Source organism: Pseudoalteromonas sp. SK18, assembly GCF_001974855.1.
Classification (GTDB): Bacteria; Pseudomonadota; Gammaproteobacteria; order Enterobacterales; family Alteromonadaceae; genus Pseudoalteromonas.
This window is the reverse complement of the sequence record NZ_MTQB01000017.1, coordinates 23,908-38,268: the sequence shown is the minus strand read 5'-3', so window position 1 is coordinate 38,268 and position 14,361 is coordinate 23,908. Positions and strand designations below refer to the sequence as shown.

18 protein-coding genes are annotated in these 14,361 nt (G+C 41.1%); 8 read left to right on the top strand and 10 right to left on the bottom strand.

Annotated elements, in window-relative coordinates:
* Positions 1–39: 39 nt before the first annotated feature.
* From BW139_RS12855 to BW139_RS12845, 3 genes are all read right to left on the bottom strand, one after another.
* The gene (locus BW139_RS12855; RefSeq protein WP_039038200.1) at positions 40–1,251 is read right to left on the bottom strand and encodes a TonB family protein; all 1,212 of its coding nucleotides are present in this window, start codon (positions 1,249–1,251) and stop codon (positions 40–42) included.
* A 9-nt stretch (positions 1,252–1,260) separates the two neighbouring features.
* Positions 1,261–1,635 carry a BlaI/MecI/CopY family transcriptional regulator gene (locus BW139_RS12850; protein WP_076919940.1) on the bottom strand — a complete coding sequence of 125 codons (375 nt, stop codon included), beginning with the start codon at positions 1,633–1,635 and terminating at the stop codon, positions 1,261–1,263.
* Positions 1,636–1,746: 111 nt separating this feature from the next.
* Positions 1,747–2,436 carry a pseudouridine synthase gene (locus tag BW139_RS12845; protein WP_076919939.1) on the bottom strand — a complete coding sequence of 230 codons (690 nt, stop codon included), beginning with the start codon at positions 2,434–2,436 and terminating at the stop codon, positions 1,747–1,749.
* Positions 2,437–2,527: 91 nt separating this feature from the next.
* Between BW139_RS12845 and BW139_RS12840 the strand changes: the two genes are divergently transcribed.
* Positions 2,528–2,833, top strand: coding sequence for a DUF6482 family protein (locus BW139_RS12840; protein ID WP_008109023.1), 306 nt, complete (start codon positions 2,528–2,530; stop codon positions 2,831–2,833).
* Positions 2,834–2,873: 40 nt separating this feature from the next.
* The gene (locus BW139_RS12835; RefSeq protein ID WP_076919938.1) at positions 2,874–3,293 is read left to right on the top strand and encodes an N-acetyltransferase; all 420 of its coding nucleotides are present in this window, start codon (positions 2,874–2,876) and stop codon (positions 3,291–3,293) included.
* 14 nt (positions 3,294–3,307) lie between these two features.
* Here the strand turns inward: BW139_RS12835 and BW139_RS12830 are convergent, their stop codons facing one another.
* From BW139_RS12830 to BW139_RS12800, 7 genes are all read right to left on the bottom strand, one after another.
* Entirely contained in the window at positions 3,308–3,667 is a 360-nt protein-coding gene (locus BW139_RS12830; protein WP_076919937.1) for a HopJ type III effector protein, read from the bottom strand.
* A gap of 74 nt (positions 3,668–3,741) precedes the next feature.
* Positions 3,742–4,446, bottom strand: coding sequence for an HAD-IA family hydrolase (locus BW139_RS12825; protein ID WP_076919936.1), 705 nt, complete (start codon positions 4,444–4,446; stop codon positions 3,742–3,744).
* A gap of 10 nt (positions 4,447–4,456) precedes the next feature.
* Positions 4,457–5,401 (bottom strand): tyrosine recombinase XerC, encoded by a 945-nt coding sequence (locus BW139_RS12820; RefSeq protein ID WP_075170870.1) that lies wholly within the window; start codon positions 5,399–5,401, stop codon positions 4,457–4,459.
* Complete coding sequence (locus BW139_RS12815) at positions 5,398–6,009, bottom strand: DUF484 family protein (protein WP_076919935.1); 612 nt, start codon at positions 6,007–6,009, stop codon at positions 5,398–5,400. The genes BW139_RS12820 and BW139_RS12815 overlap by 4 nt, the downstream gene beginning before the upstream one ends.
* Positions 6,006–6,836, bottom strand: coding sequence for a diaminopimelate epimerase (gene dapF, locus BW139_RS12810; RefSeq protein WP_008468575.1), 831 nt, complete (start codon positions 6,834–6,836; stop codon positions 6,006–6,008). The genes BW139_RS12815 and dapF overlap by 4 nt, the downstream gene beginning before the upstream one ends.
* Positions 6,837–6,900: 64 nt before the next feature.
* Positions 6,901–8,154: a diaminopimelate decarboxylase gene (lysA, locus tag BW139_RS12805; protein ID WP_076919934.1), complete on the bottom strand. Its 1,254-nt coding sequence runs from the start codon at positions 8,152–8,154 to the stop codon at positions 6,901–6,903.
* A complete protein-coding gene (locus BW139_RS12800) occupies positions 8,155–8,334 on the bottom strand; it encodes an LPS translocon maturation chaperone LptM (protein WP_076919933.1) in 180 nt (59 codons plus the stop codon). It lies immediately after the preceding gene.
* A 148-nt stretch (positions 8,335–8,482) separates the two neighbouring features.
* Between BW139_RS12800 and cyaY the strand changes: the two genes are divergently transcribed.
* Genes cyaY through BW139_RS12770 form a run of 6 tightly spaced genes read left to right on the top strand, consistent with a single transcriptional unit; the run spans position 8,483 to position 14,323 of the window.
* On the top strand, positions 8,483–8,806 hold the full coding sequence (cyaY, locus tag BW139_RS12795) for an iron donor protein CyaY (RefSeq protein WP_008109036.1): 324 nt from the start codon (positions 8,483–8,485) through the stop codon (positions 8,804–8,806).
* Positions 8,803–9,459, top strand: a complete 657-nt coding sequence (locus tag BW139_RS12790) for an alpha/beta hydrolase (protein WP_008109038.1) — start codon at positions 8,803–8,805, stop codon at positions 9,457–9,459. Before cyaY ends, BW139_RS12790 begins: the two co-directional genes overlap by 4 nt.
* 23 nt (positions 9,460–9,482) lie before the next feature.
* Positions 9,483–10,382, top strand: coding sequence for a DUF2914 domain-containing protein (locus BW139_RS12785; RefSeq protein ID WP_076919932.1), 900 nt, complete (start codon positions 9,483–9,485; stop codon positions 10,380–10,382).
* A gap of 58 nt (positions 10,383–10,440) precedes the next feature.
* Positions 10,441–11,379, top strand: coding sequence for a hydroxymethylbilane synthase (gene hemC / locus BW139_RS12780; RefSeq protein ID WP_076919931.1), 939 nt, complete (start codon positions 10,441–10,443; stop codon positions 11,377–11,379).
* Positions 11,379–13,217 (top strand): uroporphyrinogen-III C-methyltransferase, encoded by a 1,839-nt coding sequence (locus BW139_RS12775; RefSeq protein ID WP_076919930.1) that lies wholly within the window; start codon positions 11,379–11,381, stop codon positions 13,215–13,217. Before hemC ends, BW139_RS12775 begins: the two co-directional genes overlap by 1 nt.
* The gene (locus BW139_RS12770) at positions 13,214–14,323 is read left to right on the top strand and encodes a heme biosynthesis HemY N-terminal domain-containing protein (protein ID WP_076919929.1); all 1,110 of its coding nucleotides are present in this window, start codon (positions 13,214–13,216) and stop codon (positions 14,321–14,323) included. Before BW139_RS12775 ends, BW139_RS12770 begins: the two co-directional genes overlap by 4 nt.
* Positions 14,324–14,361 lie beyond the last annotated feature (38 nt).

The window sequence follows — 14,361 nt, the reverse complement described above, 5'->3', positions numbered from 1 at the left end:
AAAGGGTGCTTGCTTTATAGTCTTAAACACTTATTCCCATTAATGCGATATGTTAACTCGCTCTATTAAATCACTTTTTGTAACTGTACTGTTGAGTGCAAAATCAAGTTGTATTAGTACGTTTTGTTGTCCCATTGATGAAGGTGTATATTGCCATTGCATCAGTGCTCTTTTTGCTTCTTTGTTAAAGACTGCTTCTGGTTCAGCTTTTACAACAGTAATGTTAGCTGTTTTGCCTGCTGGGGTTATGTCGTATTTTAATACCACTGAACCGCTAATGCCTTGTTCCGCCGCTTGTTTTGGGTAAAGCGGTTCGATTCGCATTACGGGAGCGATAGATGTTTCTTTTTTAGCTGATGCTTCAGGTTGCTTTGCTACTGCTAAGCCACTGAGCAAGCTTGCTGCTATAAGTAACGCGCTTCCTTTTGCTAGGCGCGAATGTGCGCCGTTATGTTTGATATTAGTAAGTCGTTGTAACATGGTTTTTTTATCTCCGTAGTGTGAATAAGCCATCAGACCCGCTGGCGCATTGGCAGCGCAGTTTACTAAGGCTTTGCTGTATAAAATTTGTTGCTGTGTGGTTTTATTACTTAGTACCCGTTCATCACAAGTTAGCTCCTGCAAACGTCTACAGCTTGCGTATGCCATCCAAGCTAAAGGGTTAAACCACATTAAAATTGTAGCCAGTAATAGCAGCGCATTTGTTAGGTTATCTTTGCGTTTTATATGCACATTTTCGTGCTCTAAAATAAGCGCCAATGTGGCTTTATCAAACAGAGTATTGTAGTTGTGTGGTAAAACTAGCTTGCTATTTAGTACCCCAATTACCATAGGTGTTGCCACTTGATGACTAGTAAAGGTTTTTACCCCTGAGCTTATTTCTGCTTGTAAATTTGTTACTTCACAAAGCTGTAGGTTGCTTACAAATCGGCGGTGAATAATCCAAGTGGCGAATAAAAGCAGTGCCGTAATAACTACATAAAATAGCGCCCAGTTAATACTAATAGTGCTTATTAATGGTTGATTTGGAGTAATGATATAATGACTAATTGGACTGTTTTGTAATGGCCTAATTGCATTGGGTAAATTAGCGACAAGCAGCGAGGCTGGTATTAACCACACTAATTTATAAATAAGCTGCGAACCAATTGCTTTTAAGCCAAAGCGCTCAAGTAAAACAAATCCTGCAAACAACAGACTCAATAATAGTTGTTGCTCTATTAGCCAATTAAAGCTTGTTTGAATAACCATGAGAATCCCTTACTTTTGGTTTTTTTCCCAGTCATCTATGACTTTTTTAAGCTCGTTTATATCTTGTTGAGAGAGTTTTTCTGATTTCGCAAAACCACTTACCAACGGAGCTATACGGCCACTAAAAAAACGCTCAATAAAGTTCTGGCTTTCTTTTTGGGTGTAATCAGCACGCTCTATACAGGGGGTGTAAATATATTGGCGGCCTTCTTTTTCGAAGCTAAGCGCTCCTTTTTTAACTAATCGACCTAGTAAGGTTTTAATGGTTTTTTCGTGCCATTGTTTATCATCACTCAAGCGCTCAATAATTTGGCTGGCATTAGCGGGGTAGCTAATCCATAGCGCATCGAGTACTTCAAATTCTGCTTTTGATAATTCGATCATTTTATTGCCTACAAGTGTAATCTTTAATTTAAGACTACACTTGTAATCTATTTTTGCAAGTTTATTTTATATTTTTTAATCGCATTAAAGTGAGGGGGTAGCGTGAGCTTGTTAGCCTAAAATGTCGCTTTTATTAATTTTTATAAACTGGTTTTCAGGTAAATTTAAATGGTCTAACAGTAATTCACTTATTTGTACGCGGTATAAATCAATCACTTTATAACCACAGTAATGCGCCATTTTACGTATTTGCCTGTTGAGCCCTTGTTTTAAAACAATACTAAATTGATTACTCGCTATTTTAACTACTTCACAAGGTCGTGTTATTTGCTTATCAACGGGGACGCCTGCCGCCATTTTTTCACAAAAATGCGCGTCTAATGGTTTATTCACAGTGACTAAGTAGCGTTTAGGTTGATGAAAGTCAGGGTGGATCAACTGATTACAAAAATCTCCATCATTGGTCAAGATAAGTAATCCGCGTGAGTCTTTATCGAGGCGACCAATAGGGTACACCCGTGTAAGTTGCGGCAAATGATGAATAAGGCTGCTTGGGTCGTGCTGATTGAGTTTACAATCAATTCCTACTGGTTTGTGATAAGCAAAGTAGACTAAATCGGCAGGGCCTTTAATGGCTTGGCCATTAACAATGACACTGTCGTTTTCGTCCACATGATCAATATGATTTGCGGGGCGATTATTAACCATGACCACACCTTCGTCAATCAAACGCGAGGCCTGCTTGCGTGAGCAAACACCGGCATGCGCTATGTACTTTGCGAGTCGAATTTTTGTATCCATGATAGCGCGTAATTAAAAAAATCTGATCGCGATTATAGCAAAGCTGCGTATTGATTACTTGGACAGTTAATTTAACAGTAGGTAGGTTAATATGGGTATTCAATTTTCAGAACTAAAAAAGCATCAGCCATTACAAAAAGTGGTGGTTCATTCACTGGAAATGGCCTTGTATCAAGTGTCTGTTGTCATTAATAATGTTGAATACTATGTACAAGAAAGCGATGGTGAATTTGTAAAGGCAGTCAGCCCATTACATATTCAAAAACGCTTTGAAGACATTGCCTACGCGCAAATGATGCTCAGGCATACCAGCGCTTATGATGAAATGTGTGGTCAACCGGAAAAAATTTCTAGCAATATGCTTGAAGTTCCCTTTGGACAAAATAACCTGTTTTAACATCAGGTATTTGCTAAAATAGGTCTATTTGGAATAGCCAATGTACCTATTGCAGGCAGAAAATACTGAGCAATTAAACCAAGCACTGCGTGTTAATATGCTTGAGTTTAATGCTCAACACTTCGACGCAGAGCGCCAAGCTCTCGGCTTTAAATATCTCGATAAACAGCATGAATTAGTTGCCGGTATAAGTGGTCATGTATTTGGCAATTGGCTGCTAATAAGTTGGTTGTGGTGTGCTGAATCGGCACGAGGCAATGGCTTGGCTGATTCGTTATTAACATCACTTGAAAATGCAGCAATTGAAATGGGTGCCGTTCAGGCTCAGCTTGACACCTTAGACTTTCAAGCCAAGCCTTTCTATGAAAAGCGTGGTTATCAGGTTAAATATCAATTAAATAATTATCCGCTCAGCGGTACGCGCTACTTTATGGAAAAGCCGCTGGTAGCGGCTAAATAATGCTGATTTGAATATTACTCTTTTGTGGTTAAAGGCGTGCCATCAAAGCTAATGCCTAAAAACGGTGTTGCCTCGGGCGCTAACATAAACGTACGAATATTCATGTGATCATCGGCACTTGGGTTGTTTAGTACATCTTCACGGTAAAATTTACCAAAGCAATCTAAGGTATTTTGTTTACTAAGACCGTTGAGCTTAGCAAATGCAAAAATTTTGCACGAACCGTTATTTTCACTCGCAGAGCTTAATAACCCATGGTTACTGAAGCTGCATGCTGTAAAAGTATAGTGCTCATCAATAACGGCCATAGTATCAGCAAAGCTAATACTTTTTGGCTCATCTGCGAGCGTTGTTAAATAATCTGTGAGCGTCATACGCTGTCCTTGTTATTATAATATGTCGTTAATTAACTAACTCTAACTTATATTATTAGTAAAACAAGCATAGGTTATATTAAATGGGTTAACGCATGAATGTTGGTTATTTCAATATCAGCCAACCCTTTGTAGGCATAAGTTTGTGCTTGATTATTCAGCCATACAGACTGACAGCCAGCGTTGTTAGCACCTTGCACATCGCTATCAAGGCTATCACCTATGTGCAAAATATCGCTGTTTTTGATACGTAAATGTGTTGCGGCTTGATCAAATAATGTTGTGTGTGGTTTAGCTTTACCATGCAAGCCTGCTTGTAACACCAGTTCAAACTTATCTTTTAAATTAAATCGATCAACCTCTACATTACCGTTAGTAATGGCAATCAATTTGTAGTGTTGACTTAGTTTATCAAGCAATATTAGTACGTCTTCGCTCACCGTAATATTGCTTCGCTCATCAGCAAATGCTTGATACGCCTTATGTACATGATGCTCTATTTCATCACCTTTAAAACCTAATTCAGACAACACTAAGCGCAAGGTATGCTTACGCCATTGTGTGACGTCATCAATAAGTTCTGGCTGCTGTAGTGCCGCGAGTTCACGGCATTGCTGCCAAAACTGTGGTCCTTGTTTTTTGTAGCCTGGTAGCGCATTTAAATAATCAATTTGCGCCTGAACGGCTGCGGTTATGATAGGGCGGTTATCGTACAAGGTATCGTCTAAGTCAAAACTTAGCACAGAAAAAGGAGAAATTGCGCGATTAAATCGGATCATAGTTGCTGCTCTAATCGGTTCTTTTTTTAGCACGTGGGTGGGTGTTATCGTACACCTTGGCTAAGTGCTGAAAATCTAAATGAGTATAAACTTGGGTTGCAGATAAACTACTGTGGCCTAATAACTCTTGCACTGCTCGTAAATCCCCAGACGACTCTAAAATATGCGACGCAAATGAGTGGCGTAATTTATGCGGATGAACTTGCGAGCTAATACCTTGCTTTATCCCCCATTCTTGCATACGCAAACGAACTTGGCGTACAGAAATACGGCTTTTTTTGCTACTCAAAAATACTGCATGTTCATCTGAGCCCATAAATAGTGGGCGAACTGCTAGCCAATTGTTTAACGCCTCAAGTGCTTTAGAGCCAACCGGTATTAGGCGTTCTTTTGCGCCTTTGCCTCGCACTAATATTTCACCGCTACGAGTGTTTATATCTTGCATGTTAGCGCCAACTAACTCACTAATGCGTAAGCCTGATGAATACATCAGTTCCATCATCGCTTTATCACGAATGGCAAGTGGATCATCATCGGGTATTTCGAGTAAACGAGCCATTTGGTCAACATCAAGATTTTTAGGTAAAGGCCGCGCAAATTTAGGGCCTTTTATGCCCTGTGCCGGATTATGGTAATGCGCTTGCTCAGTAATATTTTTTGCTTTTAAAAATTTATACAAACTACGTATGCAGCTTAATTTTAAGCTGATTGTTCTGCCACTTAATTGTTTTGCCCGCAGTGCCATACTGTAACGACGAATATGCTCACTTTGTACCGCAAACCAATTGTCGCACAGCTTATTAAAATACAAGGCGGCAAAACCTAATTGGCTGACATACTGATTTACGGTGTGCGCCGAATACTGGCGTTCAAATTTTAAGTAATCACTAAATAATGTAATGGGTGTACGCCAGCTATCGCTTAAGTCGCTTATATTTGGCGCGTTATCGCTCATGCCAGTTCCAGTAACCGTATTTGCAGTGAGCGCACAAAGTCTAATACAAATAAGTTATCTTGTGAGGGCTCAAAGTGGTTTTCATCGTGGCTGCCAAAAGCCAAAATTGCGTAGGGATTACTCGGCTCACCAATTAAATAAAGTGCGGTCGATTGAGTGTCATTGTTAAAGAGTAAGTCGCGTTCTTGCTGATTTACACGGCCTAAATAATGATTACTATCTGACAGTCTATGCTTTACTAACTCTTCAAAGGCGCTGTCGTATCTAACGAGTTTGCACTCATTAATAGTCGGGCTCATACAAATAATATTACGTAAGTTACTGGCCAGCGTATTAAAGTCGTAATTACTCCACAGCTGCCGGTGGCATTGGCTAAATAAACGATAAACCAGTTCATTCTGGGTCGCATTTTTGCTCATGCTGTCTATTTGATTTTTTAGCTGTGTATTGTGCTCGCGTAATTGGCGCTGCTGAATATGCACTAACGAAGTTGCACCTTGAACTTGCTGTTGTAACTCAAGTTGCGCTAATAACTCAGGTTGATTAATTAAAAAATCAGGATGCTGTTGTAAGTAGTCTATTACTTGCTGTTTAGTTAATTCACTCATAGTGCCACTTGCCCATCAAATACATGTTCAGCGGGGCCAGTCATACGCACTGGATGGCCTTCGCCACTCCAGCGAACTTGTAAGCTACCGCCGGGTAAATCAACTTGTACTGTGCTGGTGAGCTTATTTTGGATAAAGCCAATCACCATGGCGGCACACGCGCCGGTACCGCAAGCAAGCGTTTCGCTTACACCACGCTCCCATACTCTGAGTTTAATGTGTTCTTGAGAGATAACCTGCATAAAGCCAATGTTCGCGCGCTGCGGAAAACGTTCATGGTTTTCAAGCAATGGGCCTAGGGTATCCACTTGGGCTGTTTCTATATCGTCTACTTCCATAACACAATGCGGGTTGCCCATAGATACGGCACCACTAAAAACGGTATGTTCTTCTGCGCGAATAATGTAAGTCAGCTCACGTTTGGTTGCTTTGAGTGGAATTTTACTCGGCTCAAAATTAGGGTGACCCATATTAACCGTTACTTGACCGTCTTTTTCAATATACAGGGTAAGATTACCTGACTTAGTCGACACGCTAATCTTATGTTTATTAGTTAAGCCTTTCATGCGTACAAAGCGGGCAAAGCAACGCGCACCGTTACCACATTGTTCTACTTCGTGGCCGTCAGCGTTAAAAATACGATAGTGAAAATCGAGATCCGGTGAGTAAGGGGCTTCAACCATCAGTAATTGGTCAAACCCAATGCCGAAATGGCGATCGGCCAGCTTTTTGATTTGATCACGGGATAAAAAAACGTTTTGTGTAATATTATCAATCACAACAAAGTCGTTACCTAAGCCGTGCATTTTGGAAAAATTAACTAACATAGCGCTCTAATTCGGTTTTGCTCTGTGCTAATCATGCCACAGAGCAGCTAGTTGGCAAAAACGTTTATGGTAAAACTTTCTCACCTTGGTATAGGCTTTCGATAGTTTCGCGTTCGCGAATAAGGTGATGTTGCTCACCATCAACCATTATTTCAGCAACCCGTGGGCGTGAGTTATAATTTGAACTCATAGTAAAACCATAGGCTCCAGCACTTCGCTGTACTAATAAATCACCTTGTTTGAGTGCTAATGGGCGGTCTTTACCTAAAAAGTCACCTGTTTCACACACCGGCCCAACTACGTCGTAATTATGGGTCGGTGTTTCGTCATCACGCACTGATACAGGAATAATTTTTTGCCATGCTTGATACAGTGATGGGCGCAACATGTCGTTCATACCCGCATCGACAATCGCAAAATATTTGTCTTGGTTTTGTTTAATAAACTCAACTTGTGTTACTAAAATCCCCGCGTTTGCGGCAATGGCTCGCCCTGGTTCAAAAATCAGTTCTAGGTGACGGTAATTCGCAAGGCGTTGCGTTACTTGTGCTGCATATTCACTTGGATGCGGGGGTTGCTCATCATCGTAGGTTACTCCAAGTCCTCCACCAATATCTAGATGGCTTAGCTCAATACCTGCATTCTTTAACTCATCAATTAATACCAGTAGTTTCTCAAGCGCCTCTAAAAACGGTTTGGTTTGTGTAAGCTGTGAGCCAATGTGGCAATCTACGCCAACAATCGTTAAGCCAGGTAACGACGCAGCATGTTGATACACGCTTAAAGCAGATTCGATACCAATGCCAAACTTGTTCTCTTTAAGCCCAGTAGAAATATATGGATGTGTTTTGGCATCAATATCGGGGTTAACGCGAATAGAAATTGGCGCGTCTAAATTAAGCTCGCAGGCCACTTCAGAAATGCGCTCAAGCTCTGAGATTGACTCAACATTAAAGCATTTAATACCCAATTCTAACGCATAAGCAATTTCGTCAGCCGTTTTAGCAACCCCAGAAAATACCACTTTATTAGCAGCGCCTCCGGCTTTGATCACCCGAGCTAATTCGCCTTTTGAGACAATATCAAAACCCGCACCAAGTCGTGCCAATATATTTAACACCGCAATATTTGAATTTGCTTTGACGGCATAACACACTAGGCTTTTGTGATCTTTAGCCGCATTAGCAAACGCTAAATAATGGCGTTCAAACGTGGCTCTTGAGTACACATAACACGGCGTACCATAGTGTTGTGAAATAGTGGCTACGCTGACATCTTCAGCAAATAGTTGGTTGTTTTTATAATTAAAAAAATCCATTTATTGCTCCTGTTGTTGCTCTACGGGTGTTTGTTTATTAGGGGTGTCAGTTGACTGGTTTTGTTCAGCAGGCTGCTCGGGTAAGTACAGCGGGCCGCTTTGACCACAGCCAGCTAACGCACACAACAATACGGTGCTGATTAATAGTTGTTTTAATTGTAAGGTATATGTCGCTTTCATTAGATTAATACGGTTGCTGGCTTTATAATCGCAGAGTAACAGAATATCTAAAAAATGCAGCTATTCGCGGATGATTTTATTCCTGTTACACTAGCTCTATAAACATGCACCCATTATTTAGGCGCCTCGCCTGCAAAGGAAATTAACGATGACTGATCACGAATATCACCAGTTAGCAGAAGCTCTTATGTTCACTATTGAAGAACAAGTTGATGATTGTGAAGCAGATTTAGATTATGAATCGGCTCAAGGTATTTTAGAAATTATTTTTCCAGATCGCAGTAAGATTGTGATTAATAAGCAAGCCCCTTTGCACCAGGTATGGGTAGCAACAAAATTCAATGGACATCATTTTGAAATGCGTGATGGTCAATGGATTGATAACCGCTCGGGTGCAGAGTTTTGGAGTTTCATCAATGAAGCGTCAACACGTCAAGCGGGTCAAGAAATTAAGTGGCAATCAACGCTATGAGTTTAGGGTTTGTAGAATACCCGGCACAAAGTGCCCATAAAGCCACGGTGATTTGGCTACATGGCTTAGGTGATTCAGGTGATGGTTTTGCACCAGTTGCCCCGCAGCTCGATTTACCTACTGAGTTAGGAGTGCGTTTTATTTTTCCGCACGCGCCTATGCAGGCTGTTACAGTTAATGGCGGTATGCAAATGCGCTCATGGTACGACATTAAATCTATGGATTTAGATAAACGTGCCGATGAGCAAGGGGTTAGAGAATCAGCAGCGAAAGTTGAGCAACTCATCACACAAGAAATTGCCAATGGCATACCGGCGAGTAAAATTATTTTAGCGGGCTTTTCGCAAGGTGGCGTTGTATCGCTGCATTTAGCGCCGCGTTTAGAGCAAAAACTGGCTGGTGTAATGGCGCTGTCAACCTACATGTGTGTGCCACATAAATTGGCCGATGAAGCAAAACAAACACAGTTAAATATATTTATGGCTCATGGTAGCCAAGATGACGTTGTACCGCATAGCGCGGGTAGAAGTGCGTTTGAAGTATTATCAACGCATAACATGGATGTAAGTTGGCAAGAATACCCAATGGGGCATCAGGTTTGTACACAAGAGTTACAAGCTGTGCGCCAATGGTTAATTTCTCGCTTAAGTTAGTTTAGGAGCCGCTGAGGGTCAAAATGAGTCAAAAAATAGTAATAACAGCAAATGTAAAACGCGAACCATCTACTAGCAAACCTAACGTGAGCTATGAGTGGCATTGGCGTCGGATTGTGAGTATTTCTATGTTGGTGATTATGACCTCTGCAGCGGTTATTTACGGCCTGTCTAGCGCTGTAAATGCTGATCAAGGGACGCCGCATCCTAATGAGCAGTCTGATTTAACTGAGCAACAAACAGCAATTGTGTCGCTAAGCGATGATAATGCAGTATCAGTAGAGAGTGAGAAAGCCACAGATGCTGATGAGGAGCCGGTGAGCAGTGTCGCGATTGCAGACCCTAAAACCATTTCCTTGGATGAGCAAAAACCAGCGCCTATTACTGAACAAGTACCATCTGAGTCTGAAGTTCAACAAAGTATTATTAAGCAAGAAGTAGAGCCAACGACCGCAGCTGAGCCTGAAAAAGCAGTCATTGCAGCAATAGCCACTCAAGCCCCTGACGTTGTGAATGCAAAACCCGCTGAGCAAAAAGAATTTGCTGCATCTGCAAATATTGCCAGTGTGGCCATTGGTGCCAAAATAGATACCGCTACCATAAGTCGTGCAGTTCTGACTCGCAGTGTCAGTAACCGTGAGCCAACTAACGTATTTGCCGCTGATGTGCGTTTAAATCAATTTGAAGAGTCGTTGTCATTTTTTAGTGAGCTTAAAAACTTACAGGGCCAGCAGGTAAAACATGTGTGGCTATTTGAAGGTGAAGTAATGGCTGCGGTGGCACTTAAGGTTACTTCTCCACGTTACAGAACGTACTCAACTAAAAATATTATGGATACTCAAATAGGGCATTGGCGCGTTGATGTAGTTGATGAAAACGGGCTACTCATCGCTCAAAAAAAATTTAGAGTTTTAGCAAATTAAATCGCCTTAGATTGAATAAATTTTAATCCTAAAGCGTGTAATTATTAATGGATATTTTATGACCGAAAAAACAAAGTTAGTTCGCATTGCCACTCGTAAAAGTGCATTGGCACTCTGGCAGGCTGAATTTGTAAAAGCGCAGCTAGAGCATTTTCATGATGACGTGCGCGTAGAGCTCGTGCCAATGTCGACTCAGGGCGATATTATTTTAGATACACCATTGGCTAAAATTGGTGGCAAAGGTTTATTTGTAAAAGAACTAGAACAAGCCATGCTTGATGGCCGTGCAGATATTGCTGTGCATTCAATGAAAGATGTACCAGTAGAGTTTCCGGATGATTTAGAACTGCACGTTATTTGTGAGCGTGAAGACCCGCGTGATGCGTTTGTATCAAATAACTTTGCCAATATTGATGCGCTACCACAAGGCGCTATTGTGGGGACTTCAAGTTTACGTCGCCAGTGTCAAATTAGAGCGCTGCGTCCGGATTTAGAAATTCGTGACTTACGCGGCAATGTCAATACACGTTTAGCAAAGCTTGATAGCGGCCAATATGATGCCATTATACTCGCAGCAGCAGGGCTAATTCGTTTAGAGATGGGCGAGCGTATTCGTGACTTTATTGAACCAGAAGTGTCGTTACCTGCTAATGGCCAAGGCGCTGTAGGCATTGAGTGTCGTATAGATGATAGCGTGACAAAAGCATTATTAGCGCCACTTGAGCATAGCGAAACACGTATTCGCGTTAACGCTGAGCGCGCAATGAACCGCCATTTAGAAGGAGGCTGCCAAGTGCCAATTGGTGCGTACGCATTGGTTGATGGTGAGCAAGTACACTTACGTGGTTTAGTCGGTGCGATTGATGGCAGTGAAATTTTACGCGATGAAATTAGTGGTCATGTTGATGATGCTGAAAAGTTAGGTATAGAGCTGGCTAAAAAATTATTAGCACAAGGCGCAGATAAAATTCTAGCTGACGTATATCGAGACGCATAATGAAACATATCTTGATAACTCGGCCCGAAGGAAAAGGCGCAGCCCTTGCACAGCAACTTGAGCAAGCGGGTTATCAAGCGTCTTTATATCCAGTTTTAAAAATAACCTACTTAACGCCGACAAGCGTTGAATTAAGCCCGTTGGTAAACGCCGACAAAATTATTTTTGTTTCACAGGATGCGGTGCATGCATTAAATGCACTTAAGCCTGCAATTAATACCAAAGCGCAGTTTTATGGGGTGGGCCAACAAACAGCTGATACCATTTATGAAGTATTTGGTGTGCGAGCTGCATTACCAAAACAACATGACTCTGAGGGGTTACTTGCGCTTAAGTCATTGGCTGACGTTGATGGCAGTAATATTGTGCTGGTAAAAGGTATTGGCGGGCGACCTGAAATAGCAAAAACCTTGAAGCAACGTGGTGCTTATTTAAATAATTGTGTGGTGTATCAACGTGAGCCGGTAGAGCCTAGTTCAGCTAACTGGATAGACCACTGGCAAAGCCTTAATGTACACGGTATAGTCATTACAAGTAATGCTGCAGTTGACGCTATATTTAATACTATTACGCCAGCGCAACTAACATGGTTACAACAGTGCGAATTTTACGTTGCCAGTGAGCGCATTGGTGCTTATTTACAGCAACAAAAAATAAATTCGACCCATATACATACTGCGGCAGGAGCTAGCGACCACGCTATGTTTACCTGCATTAATCAGCAAGGTAGCAAAATGAGTGAACAGTCAGCGACGTCAAAAGTAGAAAAAGCAGCGCAGCCAACAGCAAAAAACACCTCTAATACGACTAAAAGTGACTCTGTAAAAGCGAATAACCAAACGCAGAGCACTCCTCAAAAAGTAAGTAAAGTAGGTAGCGTTGCGTTAGTGATCTCCTTGCTTGTTGCCAGCGGTGTGGGTTATGAGTTTTATCAAAAGCTTAATGCCAGTAAAGTGCAAAATTTAGCAGTTAATACGCTGACAGAACAAAATAAAATGCTACAACAAGAGCTGCAAGCGCTTAAATCTGAGCAGCTTAGCTTGCAGCAAGCGTTGCTTAATAGCGAAGAACAAATCGCTATGGCGCTCAATGAAAACTCTGTAAAAAATCAACAAGCATTAAAAGCCGCGCTACAAAAGGTACAACAAAGTGGTAATACATTAAACCCACAAGAAGTGACCAGCTTGCAACGTATGGCTGAGTTTAAACTGTGGGCAGAGCAAGATTACTCAGGCACGAGTGCCGTGCTTAAACGTTTAGATTCATTGTTAAGTGATCATTCTGGTACGCTTGAGTTGCGCCAAGCAATTACACAAGACATACAAACACTCGACAATATTAAACCCGTTGCGACAGAAGCGATTTATTTACAATTAAACAGCGTAATAAAGCGTATTGATGACTTGATATTTAATGCGGTTAATTTGCCTGAAGAGGCGAGTATAAGTGATGAGAATGCACTCTCTGAAGATGTTAGTGATTGGCAGCAAAACATTCTTAATAGTTGGAATAAAATAGTCGATAGCTTTATTACCATTCGCCATCATGAAGGCGTATTAATTGAGCCACTATTAACTGACCGAGAGCGCCATTTAATTACCCAGCGTATCAAGCTTAATATTACCCAGGCGCAAGACGCATTAATGAGTAAGCAAGCAAGTATTTATTTTAACGCTTTGAATGATACAAAACGTTTGGTTAATGAATACTTTAAGCAAGATGACGATGCAACAAAAGTAGTAATACAGACCTTAGCCAACCTTGAAAAAGAATCGCTTAACTTTAATCCTCAAGTAACACTGCAAAGCACTCAGCAAGTGAAGGAGTGGGCACAATGATAGGACTGATTATTTTCATTGTCGCGATTGTGTTAGTGCTAGCAATTACCCCTTTTGTGTTAGATGAAAAAGGCTATGTGCTGATTTCATTTAACAATACCACTATAGAAGGCACGATTGTTTCGTTTTGTATTATGGCAGCACTGAGTGCAGCGGCTTTGTATTTAACTTACAAGCTAGTGCGTTATTGTTTATCTATTTACAGAAATACTAAGCATGGTTTTTTTGCACGAAGCCAAGAGCGTAAACATGCAGCTATAGAGCAAGCATTGTGGAGTCTCATTAATGATGATTACGAGCAAGTAGACAGTGCGCTATCAAGCAATAGTGTGCCACCTAAATTTACCGATATACGTTTAGCATTATTAGCAAAAGCGGCACTGGCAAATAATCAACCCGATAAAGCGCTTGAGCGTTTGTTTGAAATTAGCCCAGAGCAACAACTTAAAGTGGCTAAATTGTGGTTAGCTAGTGGCGACAGCAGTGTTATTGAACCGCAAATACGGATGGCTGCAGAATCTAAAAAAGCCACGGTGCTTGATTTGAAGTTGTACACCGAAGTGTTAGTGCAACAGCAGCATTTTAAATTGCTTGAAGACTTTTTACCGCGTTTATTACGCAAAAGCGCCTTGAGTGATACCCAGTGGCAGCAAGTGTTTTTAGCTTATTTTGCAGCGCAGGCAAGTGATGAGTTAACCACTAAATACCAACATTTAGGTAAAAAATTGCAAGCGCATGCGTATACGGCTTATTTAACCCAAATGGCTAAAACCGGGCAATTAGCAAGCATTGAAAATGAGCTAATTAAATTGCTTAAGCACAATAAACAACATGACCAACTGGCTTACATTTTAAGTGAAGCTGCCCCAAGTAATGCTTATAAGTTGCAATCAAGCATTCAAGAGCGACTAAAAAAAGATGAGCATAATAATGCGTTACTATTAGCGTTGGCGTGTTTAGCCAATGCGCAAGGTGATTATGATTTAGCTGCGCGAGTATTCGATAAAGCGCTTAATAGTGAAAATAAATCACAATACCGGCAACAAGCTATATTAAGCTATAAGCACAGTGCACAATTAGATAAGGCACTTGTACTCTACCAATAATCAATTATAGTTATAAATCAATAATAAAAGCGCAGGAG